The following is a 14219-nucleotide window of genomic DNA, read 5'->3' as shown; positions in this document are numbered from 1 at the left end:
GTTAGCAAAATCACAAGGCGTTTCCGCGGGCTCGCGAAGGTGCGCCGCGCGGCTATCGGCATCCAAAACGCCACTAAATTAGCTCTTACAAAACTAACTGATAGCCCCCAATCCACGGGCATCACGCTTTCCCACTTCTTGCAGTTGCCCCCATAATTAGCCCACGCAACGGCACTCGTCAGGCGATCGACTTGACATGATTCATTGGTCGAACAGATGATGAGTACGCAACCTTTGATTTAGCGACGCGCCCGTCCTACGTGGTTGCTGTCATGGTCTCCCGCCGTGGTCCGAAAGGTCGACCACACTCTCGTGAAGCCGTAGGATTGCGCGTCCGATGTGCATGTCCGCTGCTCACATATGCCGGACCATTCGCCGCGATCGAAAACTTTAATTAATAGATAACCGCTATCAGCGTGGTGTGCCTCCTGCTAACCCGTTCGCTTATCGACCATGATCGGAAAACGTGTACATGACTCGCTCTATATTCATCTTTCTGCTGTCGATGAGCTACAGGAAGTTGTGCATCAAACAGCTATTAAGCAAGCGGTCGACACTATAGACCAAACAGATGGTCCAGTACCGAACGTCGCCAAGATCAACTTACGGACAGGCAGTTTTTCACTTCTAGCGTACCCCGATTTTGATGAAGAGCCATTCCCTACCCTCTTGGCGAGTTGGCGCTTTCCTAGTGAACTTCCAGCAAACCCGGTATTTCGGTCCTATTTAGACTCACTCAATCCACCCATCTTGCACCGCAAGGAAAGACTGGTAGCAGAGTCCTATCCGCGGCGAGACAAGTGGATGGAAATCACCGCCGCCGCCGAACAACTTGGGTTGTTCGACGATACGGTAACAATCGGCTTCAAGTTGAATTGGGAACGCTTGGTAGCGGCCAAAGGCTATAAGCTAATAGACGGAGCGTTTCATCCACTCGGGAATGACATCTCGACGGAATCCTCACAGCTACCGATCGATATTCACACTATCCATCGACATTTGACAGCACTGAACCGAAGTACACTCTCGGCTCCAGTGCAATTATTGATACGTCACGGACTGCTACCCACTGGCACCGATTTCTTCGACTACGGGTGCGGCCGAGGCGGCGATGTCGACGGGCTTCGCACACTCGGATTCGAAGCAAACGGTTGGGACCCTCACTATGCACCTCAAGCTAACCTACGTCAGGCCACTGTGGTCAACCTCGGCTTCGTCATTAACGTGATAGAAGATGCGGCCGAAAGGATTGAAGCTTTACAAGGTGCATTCCATCTCGCAAACCGTGTCCTTTCGATTGGTGTCATGCTTTATGGCAGCGATGTCGGGGGGCGCCCCTATCGCGACGGATTCTTAACATCGCGGAACACATTCCAAAAGTATTTCACGCAGGCCGAGCTAAAGGATTACATCGAATCGGTTCTACATCGTGAAGCATTTATGGTTGCCCCGGGAATTGCTTTTGTCTTTGCGGATAGCGATGCAGAACAGGGCTTCGTAGCTGGACGCTATCGAAGGCGCAATGTCGCCGAGCGACTACTTTCGACCGAAGCCGCGAAGGCTCGCTTTCAAAGACGCGAGATCAAACGCAGACAGAATGACACCCCTTCCCAGCCGGTATTGCACAAGAAAACAACGAAAGCCGAGCAGGAGCGCGCTGCGATGCAGCCACAACTTGAGCAGCTCTGGTCTTTAACCCTTGATCTCGGTCGCGAGCCAGACCCGAATGAGGTGCCATATTTAGAGACGTTGCTCGAGATTGTTGGGCGCTATTCACGCGCCTCAAGGCTCGTGCGTGAGACCTTTGATCAAGCCTTACTGCAAAGTGCTGCGCGCGCCCGAACCGATGACCTGCGTCTCTTTTTCGCAGTGGCACATTTTGAGAAACGGCAGTCATATCGGAGTCTCGAACCCCGGCTCCAGCGTGACGTGAAGGCTTTTTTTGGCGACTATGCTAGCGCCCAGAGTGCCGGCGTTCACTTGCTGCATGAAGCAGCCAACCCAATGCTGATCTCCGCCGCCTGCCAAGAAGCACAGGCAAACGGAATCGGATGGTTGGACGGTGAACACTCCCTACAGCTCCACCTTTCGATGGTTGAGCGACTTCCCGTTGTCTTGCGGGCTTATGTCGCATGTGCGATGGTGATTTGGAATTCCACTAGCGATGTCCAACTAGTCAAGATACACATAACATCAGGAAAGCTGACGCTACTCGAGTTTGATGACTTTGATACGTCCCCACTCCCAACATTGCGGCGGCGACTAAAGATCAATATCCGCACGCAGACATGTGAGGAATATGAATATGGCAGTCGAGAATATCCTAAGCCTCATTTGTACGGTAAGAGCCGCTTTTTAAACGAAGACTACCCAGGATATGCGGAACAACTGGCATTTGACGAAGCATTCGAGGCAGCAGGACTGCTACACGAAGGGGCTCGACCACCCTCAGCGCAGGAGATTGCTGCCACTCTAGAACAACGACGGCTTGAGATCAAAGGGATGCAGTTGGTTAGAAGCACTGCTCTACCCGATTTGGATCAACCTTGCGGGGCTAATTTTATCTTTCGCGATTTCATCGAATGCGGCGAAACTCAAAAAAGAACTGGAGTCCCTAACTTACCGCAGAGCGCCGAAACATATAACGCATTGTTCGACTTGGCGTCGCTCGTTTTGGACCCGATTATCGAGTACTTCGGTGCAATACGATTAACATATGGCTTTTGCTCAGCTGAACTCAGCAGACATATTACGCGACGAGTAGCCCCCAAGCTTGACCAACACGCCGCCTGTGAAGTTAACACACGGGGCGCTCCAATTTGCGCGAGACGTGGTGCGGCCTGCGACTTCATCATAGATGACGAGAACATGGATGAAGTCGTTCATTGGATCATTAAAAACGTCAGCTTTGATCGGGTCTACTATTACGGCAAAGATCAGCCCATTCACATAAGCTGGGGTCCATCCTGCGCAGGAGAGGTCTACTCTATGACCTTGTCCGCTAGCGGTCGATTGATTCCTCGTCGCTACGAGCAGTGAGCTTCCGTCGGTTGAGGAATCAATCGGCCTCATTTAGCTCAAAATACCTCTAAGGCACAGTCCGGCTCTCAGACACCATCCTTTACGGTTTCTGCGGAAACCTTTTGTCCAGCATCGCGCCAATACTGGCGAATCGGCCCCGTCGTTGTTGCGCCGCGAAGTCGCAATACCCCCTCGCCGGGACCCAATTTCTTGTGAATAGTTTGCCCTAGGATGACTCGCTGCTGAGACTCTGTGAGAGTCTGAGGCGAAAGGTGGATCCCGCAATCAGCCAATTGGGCGAAATCGGTAGTATTTTGTCCTCTCGTAATAAATGCATCCGCATCCTGCGAAGCAAGCCATACCGGGAAACCCCACGATCGGCCTTGCCGGGCCAATGAGCCAAGCAACCCTGCCTTACCCTCCTTTGGCAAAAGAAGGTGGGCTTCGTCAACGAACAAGATCATCTGCAGCGGCTGAACTCCATCAACCACCTGCAGCTGACGGTTCAGTTGGCGCATTATCGTGTTCAAGATGAGTGCAACGACCAAAGACTTCGTTTCGTTATCGTTGCCGAGTCCCTTGAAATCAATCACTGTGGAGGTCGACAGCCAGTCTTCAATCGGTACCGCAAATTTCGCTCCGGCGAAAATATTGAACGACTCAATTTTATCGAAAACCGAAAGAGCGACACCTTCCTCTCCCCTATCTTTAAGCCCTTGCACGATAGAAGAGATATCCGGGGCAGTCGAATCCTCGTAAGCTTCCCGGATCACGCGCTCTTGATTTGCACCTAATTGAGACGCGAAGCACCTGACGAGGTGCGCCATCTCGGAGGCTATTTGCGCGCGCTCCGCTCCCGTCCCACCTGCTACCAAAGGATTTATGGGAAGCTGAGAATCGATCAGTCGGAAGTAACGCGCGCCGGTTTGTTTGAGAAAGCGGTCGCGGTTTTCACGCTGCTGGGGATCGTCGGGGGAATCTTGGAGCTCTCCTTTCAAGTCAAAAAACAAAAACCGAGCCCCTGACGCTGCAGCCTGCGCAAGCAAGTCAAGCCCTAACTGACTTTTCCCGGTCCCTGGTCTACCAGAAATAACCATGAGACCATTCCCGCCGGCAGCATTAAGTGCCCAAGGGTTTTGATCCGTTAGCAACTGAATTGGCACAAGATCAGAGACCGCTCTTCCGACTGAGCGCGTCTTCTGCCCAACGACCATACCGCCATCCAATTTTGGAAGCCTGCTTGCAAGCAACACGATGAAATCAACGGTACTCTTGTTGGCCTCGTTATAGTCATCCTGTAACAGAGTCGCCCCTCGTTGCCAGTGAAACTCTACAAGGGTTCTGAAGTTGGTAGCGTCGTCCAGTCGTTTTTCAACGGTACTTGCGATGATCGTCGCCCACACATCAGAATGGTCACCGAGAAGATGCACCCCCTCGATAGGCATTCCCTTGTCGGCGCCACTGACTTTCGATACCGCTTCATCAAAATTGCGAATCGGCTCACAAACACTTCGAGCAATTGCGAGCCTTGCAGCACTCGCCTTGTCGCTCAAACCTAAGATAGAACGTAGATCACCGAGAAACTCTTCCGCGACCTTCGTGGGGCGGTACCGCATGCGGTCCACATCTTTAATATTGAATTGGGTCATGAGACTTTCTCAGGTCAAAAATAGGAATCTTCGTTTACGGTCGAGACGCCTGAACCATCTTCGATTGGCTCAAACGTCACAAGGAATTCCTTCCTAATTCGCCCCCTGATGGTGCTTGCATAGCGCTCGTCGATTTCCTCGTCATGAGACAGGAATATGACCTGACCTGGCGCGGCCTCCGACACGTACTGAAGAACCCTTGATCTATATTGAGAATCCATGTTACCTACCGGCGTATCGATCACGATCGGTGCGTTCGTTTGCGCCACGCCTGCGACCGCCAAGGTAAACGCCAATCCGAATGCTCGCTTTTGCGCACCCGACAGGCTACTCAGAAGCACTTGTTGCCCCCTGGGCCCTTCAAGCCAAGGTTCATTATCCGGTTCAAATTTCGTCTTGAACTTCGTATATTCACCCGAGATCATCGAGGCAAAATGCGCTGTACACTGTTGCTCGAGGGCATCCTTGCAAAGCGGTATCAAGCATTCCTTTGCATCATCAACTAACGCCCTGACACGCTGAGCAACATCGAGCTTCTCCTCGATAGGCGACCCTGCCTCGCGCCTAGCCTCCATTTGCCCAATCGCTCCTTTCAGATCGTTGATGCTGCTTTGCAATCCGCGCTCCTGATGCTCCAATCCGCTTACGACACTCGTAAGCTCACGGGACTGATCTAACGCGAACTGCAAATCGGCCTTCAATTTCTGAAGCTGCGGTTGAATGTCGCGAGTACGCTCGAATCGCTGCCGAGTATCCTCAAGCTTGGTCGTAACCCTGTGCAGATCAACCGCGATTTCTCCGAGATTAGCGGCAGCACCGTAGCCGCCCTTCTGAATCGAGGAGATCACCGATGAGCGGTCGGCATCTGTCAAGAAACCATAGCGGAAGTCGGGCGCGCATCCCTCGGGCGGGGGGCTCCAAAGGCTCTCTAGCGCCGTTTCCAATGCTCCACGAAGCTGGTTCGACTGCGACGCTGAAAGCGGCGGAGTTACTCCAGCACTGCCCGACGATGGAAGTACGCTCTCAACGATCTTGCTGGCTTTATCTGCTGCCTCGTCCTTCAATAGCAGCCAACGATTTCTCACAATCTCCGCTTCGAGATCGGAGACAATGCCACGCGCATTGCGACTCAGCGCCAAGGGCATTGCAAGGCTCACCACACCATTGACCAGTTCCTGATTGAGCTTATTTTCCTCTTGCCCGAGAGCCGACATGCTCGCGGAATATTCCTCAATATCTGTCGCCTTATCTCCGACCATTGAGTACAAGTCGTTCTCGAGTTGCTCCCGAGATTGCTCCGAGCTGTTACGTTCGCGTCGTTTCTCGACTAGCTTCTCTTGAATTTCTTTCAGTTGATCTTTGTGACGATCAAGTTCTTGGCGCTTCTCGTCCAGCTCATGCGCACGAACGGATCCAACATCCTTTGTTAGTTTATTTTTCTCGTTGCCGATGAAACTTCGCAAGCTGTCGCCCAGTTGATCCAGCAACCCGGTCCCATACAGCGCCTTGACAGCATCAAATAGAGCGCGTCCACCTGCTGCCTCAACTCGTGCCTGCGCTTGCTCGCCATCAAAGAACAGGCAAGGCATCACATTTGACGGAAACAGCAGCTCTTCGACACGTCTGTTCGCATCTTTCCAATCGGGATACAACCTTTTACGTCCGTTTGCTTCGATCAGTACTTCTTCGCCATCAGCTGAATCGAGGTCGCGGACCTTACCACCTCTCTTAAACAGCCATCGCCTATTGATAACAACAGGCGCGTCGTCGATCTCGAACGTCAGCGTAACAGAGCAATGCGGTTCGTCAATTTCACGAGAAGGTCTGTGGAGGATGCTTTCGATAAGCCGTTGGTAGCTCGGAAACCGCTCGTCAGCGCCCGTTCGGCTCCGAAATCCTTCGATGAGATGCATCGCCTCACGGCCAAACAACCCTAGATACAATGCCATCAGGAACGACGTCTTACCTACACCATTCTGTGCACCAATCAAAATGACGTTGCGCTTCCCGTTCTTGTCCGGAACAGGAAGTGTAAAAGTCGCATTGCGATAGCTGCGCCAATTGCGCAGCTGAATTTGAGTAAGGTGCATCGATCATTCTCCCCGAGCGGCAACGACGTGGCTTTCAAGAAACTCAGCAATCGCGGCACTGAAATCTTGGCTAATGCCAATTTGCTTCCCCCGACCGAGGTTATCCCGTTGAATTTCAATCATTTGCGTAACGAGATCAAGTGATACGTTATGTTGCTTACAGAGGTCTCTCAGAATTTTTCTAGCTGCCCCGTCCGATAGAATCGGCAGCGATCTCTTCGCCATCTAGCGCTCCTCAAGCATTGTTATAAGGCGGTCAGCTCTGCGCATCACGCCGGTCGATTTATCATCTTCCCAAATCTTATGGATTTCTCGCACTTCTTCATCGCTAATTAGCGGCAGGCCCACCGCTTCTTGCAACTCAAGCAATCTATCGAGCACGATCTTTCGTGACTCAAACGTGAGTGGTCCGATTCCTTGTTGCCCATTACGACGTTCTTGCATTCTGTTTTCCGGGATGTAGCAGAATGACTTCATCCAATCCCGAAATTCCGCCATCGGGATGAGATGCTCGAATCCTTTGTCGACCTGGTTTCTAAAGGATTTATCTTTGTCAACCACCGTACACGTCCAGCAGCCAAACCGAATTGAAGAGCTTCCGCACGAGGGCTGCGCATCCGGATCAATAACAATCGGGCACTCTCCCCCCATTGCATCTCGGTACAATTTTACAAGTGCGTTGTGAGTCCCAGCCCACGGCGGTTGCCGCGTCATCAGATACTCCCAAACATCTTCAGTAGCGAGCTCGAGGATCGGTCGAAACACAAGGCAGCCCGGTATGTCATTGTGTGAATTAAGGCGCTCCCCGTTATCGTACCGTTTGGCCGTGGCGGCCCGTGCGGCTGACTCGCTTCGACGTACCCCAAGCAGAAGGATTACCTCGCCTGATTCACTAACTTTTTGGCGAATGAAGTCGGTTGTAGGACGAATCTTCAGCCGATCGGTGCACCATCTGAACATCCGCGTCGGGCTTGGATAACCCCGCCCAATCACGTTTACCCAATAGGTATGCGAAACCCGCGGAACAGTCTTTTTTACCGCACAAGGAAGTTGTAGGTCCGCCAGCGCAGTTGTCAACTTTTCGAGCGTCTCATCGACAAAACCTTGAACAATCGGAGACTCTACGAGAGTATCGTTTGCAACGATATACACTGCTCTCTTGCGTTCCGACCATGGGATCTCGAGCAGCGACTCGATCACCAAATGGAGAACCAACGTGGAATCCTTCCCTCCCGAGAATCCGATAATCCAGGGTTTTGAATGAGATTGGCGGTACTCCGCCTTAATTTCGCGTTTAATCTCTGCAACACGAGATTCAAGGTCCTGCTCTGCGTTCGTATCGAACGTTTCCGGTATTGTCATTACGATATCCAGCTATTACTTCAGAGTTACTTACGGAAAATGTGGGTTATCGCTGATAAAAGTCGGGATCATTTATCCGAACGCTCAAAAGATAATTGCGATTGCTCTTTGATCCATACTTCAATGTCAGACAAAGAGAAACGCCAACTCCCACCTACCTTGAAAGCAGGAATTTCCTTGGCCGCCGCCAAACGATAGATCGTCCGTTCCGTCACTTTTAGAAAAAGCGCGACTTGTGGAAGAGTCATAATTTCACTCAGTTCAGCCTTGGTCACCATCAATCGCGCCATGTTCTGGTAAATTGGTGCAGCATAGTGCAAAATTTTCATGATGCCAAGGTGGGAACCTATCATTCGTCCGAAGAGTTCGAGATGGAGTAAGTTTTACCGATTTTGGGGTTGTAACCGGGGGGCATGGGCGTTGGACGGTAGGCGCCACCCTCGGCCAAGTACGCAACAAGATCTGAAGTAAATAAAAGAAGAAAATCTATGAAAACAATTGAAGTTCTTGTCAGCACGGAATGCGGAACAATGGGATTACCGCCGCAACTGCTAGCGCTGGCAGGCAAAAAATTAACGTGGAATGCGAACGAGAACAATGCATTTAGCCTTGTGGCAATGGTCACGTCACCGCCGATGTATGTCGGCTTCTCGCTAGCCGATACGTGGGCTCATCAAAGATACTTTGCAGCAGTGGATCCGCTCGCTAGTCATCTGTCACTCCGGCATGAATGGATTGATTTGGATCCGCATCAGAAAACCATTCTCGCCGACGACTGGGGAATGGGGTTTCCCTTGCTTTATCTGATGGAAGCACTCGAAATTGTCCATTTTGCACCGACTGAATATTGGATTAAATCCATAGAGCTTGCGACCGGAATCAAGCTTGCTTTTAAGAAGGAAAAGCAAGGGCCGCCAAAGCTCCCTGACTTCGTTGGGTTGGATACGGCTGGACGCTATCACGCTATCGAGTGCAAAGGGACTCAGAAGTCCCGCACGGCATTGTCCTCTGCCATCCGGCGTGGAATCCCGCAAGTAGAAAACATGCGCGCTCACGGAGCACTACCTCCGGCGCTCCACGCCTGCTTTGATAGTTGGCTCGTCGCCGGTCTCTACGTCCCAACGGCCAACAAGAAATCACGACCTCTTCTCCAGATTGCGGATCCGGATTTCTCGTCTCTAACAGACCTAATAGATAGAGCGGGCGGTGTACGCGCCGTGAGCAAATCAATAGTTTTCACGGCTTTATGCCAGCAGCTAGCCGCAGTCGGCCTTCGACGACTCGCCTCGATACTCTTTTCGGGAAAAGCACAGCAAGGTGAGGTCGAACTTGTCCGCACGGATGCCGGATTGAGCGAGGAAGCTCGGAGGTTGGGCTTCCAGAGGCACGCCGACATATTGGTGGTCGATCGTGATTCTCAAGTATTTGATCCAGAGCGACCTAACATAAGGGCACGGATCCGAAAGGTCAAGTCATCCTTTTCTGCACCAGCATCGCTTGTTGAATCGCTGTCTGAAACCGTGCAAGACAACGGGATCGTCAACCGCCAAGAATTGGATCGCGTTCTCGGGTCGCTGCTAAATGCCCTTCCTAGTGTCGAACCGAGATCTACACCAGTACAAGACGGCGAAGACAGGCCACCGACGCCGTGGCTGTCCCGGGATGAAAACGGGCGTAGCAAATTGCGCTCACAGTTTGGAATAGAAATCGAGACAACCCTCGAAACCGAATGAACTGTGTCATGTCCGGATCCCACGGTTGGTTTCGCGCGATGAACCAGCCTACTCCTTCGTACGACGGTACCAAGTCTCAGTCGACCGCACCGGCCAATCAGTTAGTAGAAGAGGTCTCTTGGCTAAAACGCTTGCGAAGGCTGAAGGGATTGAACCCGCCGCCGCAATCAAGATCCGCGCCGTTGGGGGTTCCAGCGATAGAGGGGAAGCGTGCGCTTATTAGGATAGGGCAGCCCCTCGGCCCACCCTCCGTACATGACGCTTCGGATTGACTAGTCGGCTATGTAATCAGTGACGGAAGCCCCCAAGGTACTGAGCGATGCAAATGACCTGCGCTTCATGAGATCGGGTGATCACTGTGGTTTGCAACTGACAGATATAAATGTTTGAACTGGGATTGGTCTCGATTGACAGCCCGAGACGCGCATAGCGCTCGATGCAAGCGTCTTGCAGGGCCAGCTCTTGCACTGATTGCAACTCTCAAGTTGGCGCCCGGCAGGCCGTTATCTTCTGGATATGTGGGATGCGCCGACTCGTGTTCCTGAGCGCAATACCACCAGGAGACCGGACACACAAAAGCGTAAGGTGCGGGGGCAGCTGATGGAAAGTGAAAAGCTCGAACAATATCTCTGTGACGCAGGCTGGACAGTTGCGCATCGGGATCATCGGGAAGCGAGGGACGGGGTGTTCTATCGGTTTGACGACCTAGGACTCGAGGCGCCGTCGCTTGCCGCCTTACGCGGATACGACGGTATCTACCGTCATCAGCGAGAGGCAATCGAGCGCTACCTCCAAGGGCACAACTTGGCCGTGACCACGCCCACAGCTTCGGGCAAGACGCTGATCTTCAACGTATGCGCGCTAGAGGAACTGGCCGTCGATCCCACGGCGCGCATCGCGGCCGTGTATCCGCTAAAGGCGCTCGCGGCTGAGCAGACCGCGCGCTGGCAGAAAGTCGTCGAAGATAGTGGCATGAACGTCAAGGTGGGCCGGGTCGACGGTGGTGTGCAGTCTCATGAACGACTTCGCGTCCTGAAAGAAAGCCGGATCGTCGTGATGACGCCCGATATCATTCACGCATGGCTGCTCTCTTCGATCGATACGCCCGCGGTTCGCGATTTCCTCGCGAATCTCACACTGCTCATTGCGGACGAAGCGCATACCTATTCGGGCGTGTTCGGCAGCAATTCGGCATTCCTGTTCAGGCGGCTGCTCCATGCGACGCGCAAGCTCGGGGGCGATTTCAATTTCATCGCCTCGTCCGCCACTATGGAGAACCCGCAGGCGCATCTCAACAGCCTGACGGGCGAACAGTTCGAGGTGATAGGCGCGGACGTGGACAGCTCCGTGCGCTCGGAGCTGAAGCTCTTGATGGTAAATGCGCCCAAGTCGAAGGATCTGCTATCGTCCGTGTCCGATCTCATTACCTTCGCCTCGACGCAAACGTCGCATCAGTCGATCACCTTCGTCGACAGCCGAAAGCAGACCGAATACCTTGCGTCCATCGTCGAGCGCCGCGTGAACGAGGAGGCAGAGGGTGAGGAGGTCAACTTCGGGAAATTGGCGGAGCTTCAGGTCTATCCGTATCGCTCGGGCTATGAGGAGGAAGACCGGAACCGGATCCAGATGAAGCTCGCATCGGGCTCGCTCAAGGGCGTGGTCAGCACGAGTGCGCTGGAGATGGGCATCGATTTGCCGTATCTCACGCTTGGCATTCTGTTCGGCATTCCACGATCGGCGACGAGCCTGTTTCAGCGCATCGGACGCGTAGGACGCAAGCAGCCGGGCGTTGTCATCATCGTCAACAATGGGTCGGTCGTTTCCGAGAGCGTGTTTCGCGATCCCGCGCGACTAGAGAGCCTGCCCTTGTTGCGCAGCGCGCTGTACCTTCACAACCAGCGAATCCAATACATCCACGCTATGTGCCTGGCGCAACAAGGCGGCGAGGATGAGGCGGCTTCTGCCAACAAAACCAAGAACGACGGAAAATTCACGTCGCCGCTAACATTGCCCGAAGATTTCGCGGCGCTGTGCGAAGCCGAACGCGTAGGTGAAGTCTCCACCGAGTTGCAGGCAATGAAGGCGCAGGCCGGAGACGACCCGCATCATATTTTCCCGCTTCGCAATCTCGACGCTCAATTCAAGGTGCAGCACCAGCAAGGCCCAAATGTGTTTAACTTGGGTTCTTTGTCAATGTCGCAACTGCTTCGGGAAGCCTATCCGGGAGCCGTCTACTACTACCAGACGAGGCCGTACCGGATTGTCCGCATCCGCAAGCAGCAAAGGATCGTGGAGGCGCGTCCGGAGAAGCGCTATTTCACCGCGCCTCTCATGCTTCAGCCCCTGATCCTGCCGAATCTCAGCGGCGACAGCGTGCATCAAGGGCGTCGCTATGGAAGCTTACTCGTCATCGAGTGTGCATTACAGGTTCGCGAAGCAGTGTGCGGGTTCACCGAGCACAGAGGTGCGAACAAGCTTGAATTCAAGTACCCGCTCGATCCGATGCACGGGCTGTTCCAGGACGCGGCGACGTTCCCGAACTATTCCTTCACGTCTGGCGTGATCTTTACCCACCCCGTGCTGAACAGGGAAGGCGTGAGGCGAAGCGTCCTCGCGGAGATCGTCGAGGAAGCGTTCCTGATGTCGCTGCCCTTCGAGCGGCAGGATATCAGCGCGGGCGCGGACAAGCATCGTGCGACGCGGGATCCGGTGACGGAGGGCGACAAGTTCGTCTGCGTCTACGATCAGACGTATGGAAGTCTGAGGCTCACGAGTCATCTCATGAAAAAAGAGGTGCTGCGTGATGTCTTCGCGCGGGCGCGTGATATCGCCATGCACGACACGAACTTCGAGCTCAACGACGAAACTATCCATGCCATCACGGAACTCGCCGAATGCGTCGAACTGGAGCCGCTGGAACTCGGCGGCGCCGCGACTCCCGAGCATCGGATGGACCAATTCGTAGCAATTGTGCTGCCGGGATCAGTCGGCATCAACGTGCATCGCGACAACGAGGAATTCGAGATCGACGGTGTGTTCTTCAGTCCGCAGATGCAGGGCCTAGCGTATCGCGGAAGGCCCGTGAGCGGAAGGGCGAGAATGGAAGCCGCGAACCGGCGCCATTCAGCGACGACGATGCAGGTTCCTGTCGATCACATCCGTCCACTCAACGGCGAAAGTAAGATCGGTTACTACAGCATGGAAACTGGCGAGACGCTCGAGCAGATTCCGCTCCATGGAGAGTTCTGATGTCAGTCGCATCGTCGGAAGAACCTATTTTGCATGTAAAGCGGCTGGATCTGAACGGCGCGATTGCAGCCGCACGTGAACTGGAAGGCTTTCCGGAAGCACCGCTCTACGTGATCGACTTTGGGTCACTCGAATGGACCGAGCCGTTCGGGCTGCTCTTCTTCGCACGCAAGCTCAGAAAGTTTGCTGACGGCCGAAAGCCGAGCCGGTGCCGAGCCATCAACTTTCAAGAGCACGCTTATGCGGCTCATATGGGCTTCTTCCAGTCGTTCGGTCTTGACTTCGGCAAGGATCCCGGCGAGGCGCTTGGAAATACGCGCTATATACCTATCACGAGCATGCGCATCGATGACCTCGAACGTGAAGCGGCCAGCGACTATGTCGACGTTCGAGACACTATCGAAGCGCGCTGCGCATCGCTCGCAACAGTGCTCACGCATAGCGAAGGCGGCGCTCTGCAGCACACACTCGGCTACTCGCTGCGCGAGATTTTCCGTAACGTGCTCGAACACAGCCAGGCCGACGCCATCTGGTACGCAGCACAGTACTGGCCGACCAAGGGACTCGTCGAGCTGTCAATTCTGGATGAAGGCGTCGGAATCAGGCAATCGCTGTCGCGCAATCCTCATTTGAGCATCCGCAACGATGAGGACGCGTTGCGCTACGCGCTGTTGCCGGGCGTATCGGGCGCGGCGTTTCGTGGAGGGCCGCGTCAACGCCGCGATGAATGGGCCAACTCGGGCTACGGTTTGTTCATGACGAGCCAGATATGCGCTCGCGGTGGGAACTTCGTGATCTGCAGCGGCGCGAGCGGCATGCTGCTCGAAAATGGCGTGGAGAAAAGCCTCGCGGTCAATATCGCGGGGACGGCGCTCCGCTTGCAGATTCACGTTCCCGAGCTTTGTGCGCTCAATGAAGCACTCGAAGATTTGCGCAAGCGCGGCGCGGCCATCGCAGGCGAACTGAGGCATAACGCGAATCTTACGGCCTCGATGTCATCGCGCATGCTTTCGAAGGATTTTGCACGCAAAGAATGATCGTACGATTCGTACCGCATCGACTTTCACGAAGACTCGATCGGACCGCAACCCGCGCGTCTTGTAGACTGGTCGTAT

The 14219-nt window shown here is 53.9% G+C and carries 9 protein-coding genes; 4 read left to right on the top strand and 5 right to left on the bottom strand.

Annotated features, from left to right (window positions below; all coding sequences use genetic code 11):
- Nucleotides 1–453: 453 nt before the first annotated feature.
- Nucleotides 454–3039 carry a DNA phosphorothioation-associated putative methyltransferase gene (locus AABE10_RS05585; protein ID WP_342932322.1) on the top strand — a complete coding sequence of 862 codons (2586 nt, stop codon included), beginning with the start codon at nt 454–456 and terminating at the stop codon, nt 3037–3039.
- Between the two features lie 68 nt (nt 3040–3107).
- Here AABE10_RS05585 and AABE10_RS05580 read toward each other — a convergent pair whose 3' ends face one another.
- From AABE10_RS05580 to AABE10_RS05560, 5 genes are all read right to left on the bottom strand, one after another.
- A complete protein-coding gene (locus AABE10_RS05580) occupies nt 3108–4670 on the bottom strand; it encodes a DndE family protein (protein WP_342932321.1) in 1563 nt (520 codons plus the stop codon).
- A 14-nt stretch (nt 4671–4684) separates the two neighbouring features.
- On the bottom strand, nt 4685–6760 hold the full coding sequence (locus AABE10_RS05575; RefSeq protein WP_342932320.1) for an AAA family ATPase: 2076 nt from the start codon (nt 6758–6760) through the stop codon (nt 4685–4687).
- Nucleotides 6761–6763: 3 nt separating this feature from the next.
- On the bottom strand, nt 6764–6985 hold the full coding sequence (locus AABE10_RS05570) for a DNA modification system-associated small protein (protein WP_342932319.1): 222 nt from the start codon (nt 6983–6985) through the stop codon (nt 6764–6766).
- The gene (gene dndC / locus AABE10_RS05565; protein WP_342932318.1) at nt 6986–8122 is read right to left on the bottom strand and encodes a DNA phosphorothioation system sulfurtransferase DndC; all 1137 of its coding nucleotides are present in this window, start codon (nt 8120–8122) and stop codon (nt 6986–6988) included.
- A 68-nt stretch (nt 8123–8190) separates the two neighbouring features.
- The gene (locus tag AABE10_RS05560; protein WP_342932317.1) at nt 8191–8451 is read right to left on the bottom strand and encodes a helix-turn-helix domain-containing protein; all 261 of its coding nucleotides are present in this window, start codon (nt 8449–8451) and stop codon (nt 8191–8193) included.
- 159 nt (nt 8452–8610) lie between these two features.
- Between AABE10_RS05560 and AABE10_RS05555 the strand changes: the two genes are divergently transcribed.
- The 3 genes from AABE10_RS05555 to AABE10_RS05545 all read left to right on the top strand — a co-directional run bounded on the left by AABE10_RS05555 (nt 8611) and on the right by AABE10_RS05545 (nt 14141).
- Complete coding sequence (locus AABE10_RS05555; RefSeq protein ID WP_342932316.1) at nt 8611–9855, top strand: hypothetical protein; 1245 nt, start codon at nt 8611–8613, stop codon at nt 9853–9855.
- Nucleotides 9856–10455: 600 nt separating this feature from the next.
- Entirely contained in the window at nt 10456–13104 is a 2649-nt protein-coding gene (locus tag AABE10_RS05550) for a DEAD/DEAH box helicase (protein ID WP_342932315.1), read from the top strand.
- Nucleotides 13104–14141 (top strand): hypothetical protein, encoded by a 1038-nt coding sequence (locus AABE10_RS05545; RefSeq protein ID WP_342932314.1) that lies wholly within the window; start codon nt 13104–13106, stop codon nt 14139–14141. The genes AABE10_RS05550 and AABE10_RS05545 overlap by 1 nt, the downstream gene beginning before the upstream one ends.
- Nucleotides 14142–14219: the final 78 nt, after the last annotated feature.

This window comes from Paraburkholderia diazotrophica, assembly GCF_038900755.1.
Lineage (GTDB): Bacteria > Pseudomonadota > Gammaproteobacteria > Burkholderiales > Burkholderiaceae > Paraburkholderia > Paraburkholderia diazotrophica_A.
Note: the sequence above shows the minus strand (reverse complement) of the source record. Positions and strands in the feature narration are given on the sequence as shown.

Excerpts from the sequence above, each read along its gene's own strand:
- AABE10_RS05545 (WP_342932314.1), top strand. The coding sequence starts at position 13,104 with ATGTCAGTCGCATCGTCGGAAGAACCTATTTTGCATGTAAAGCGGCTG.
- AABE10_RS05560 (WP_342932317.1), bottom strand. The coding sequence starts at position 8,451 with ATGAAAATTTTGCACTATGCTGCACCAATTTACCAGAACATGGCGCGA.
- AABE10_RS05555 (WP_342932316.1), top strand. The coding sequence starts at position 8,611 with ATGAAAACAATTGAAGTTCTTGTCAGCACGGAATGCGGAACAATGGGA.
- AABE10_RS05575 (WP_342932320.1), bottom strand. The coding sequence starts at position 6,760 with ATGCACCTTACTCAAATTCAGCTGCGCAATTGGCGCAGCTATCGCAAT.
- dndC (WP_342932318.1), bottom strand. The coding sequence starts at position 8,122 with ATGACAATACCGGAAACGTTCGATACGAACGCAGAGCAGGACCTTGAA.
- AABE10_RS05570 (WP_342932319.1), bottom strand. The coding sequence starts at position 6,985 with ATGGCGAAGAGATCGCTGCCGATTCTATCGGACGGGGCAGCTAGAAAA.
- AABE10_RS05550 (WP_342932315.1), top strand. The coding sequence starts at position 10,456 with ATGGAAAGTGAAAAGCTCGAACAATATCTCTGTGACGCAGGCTGGACA.
- AABE10_RS05580 (WP_342932321.1), bottom strand. The coding sequence starts at position 4,670 with ATGACCCAATTCAATATTAAAGATGTGGACCGCATGCGGTACCGCCCC.
- AABE10_RS05585 (WP_342932322.1), top strand. The coding sequence starts at position 454 with ATGATCGGAAAACGTGTACATGACTCGCTCTATATTCATCTTTCTGCT.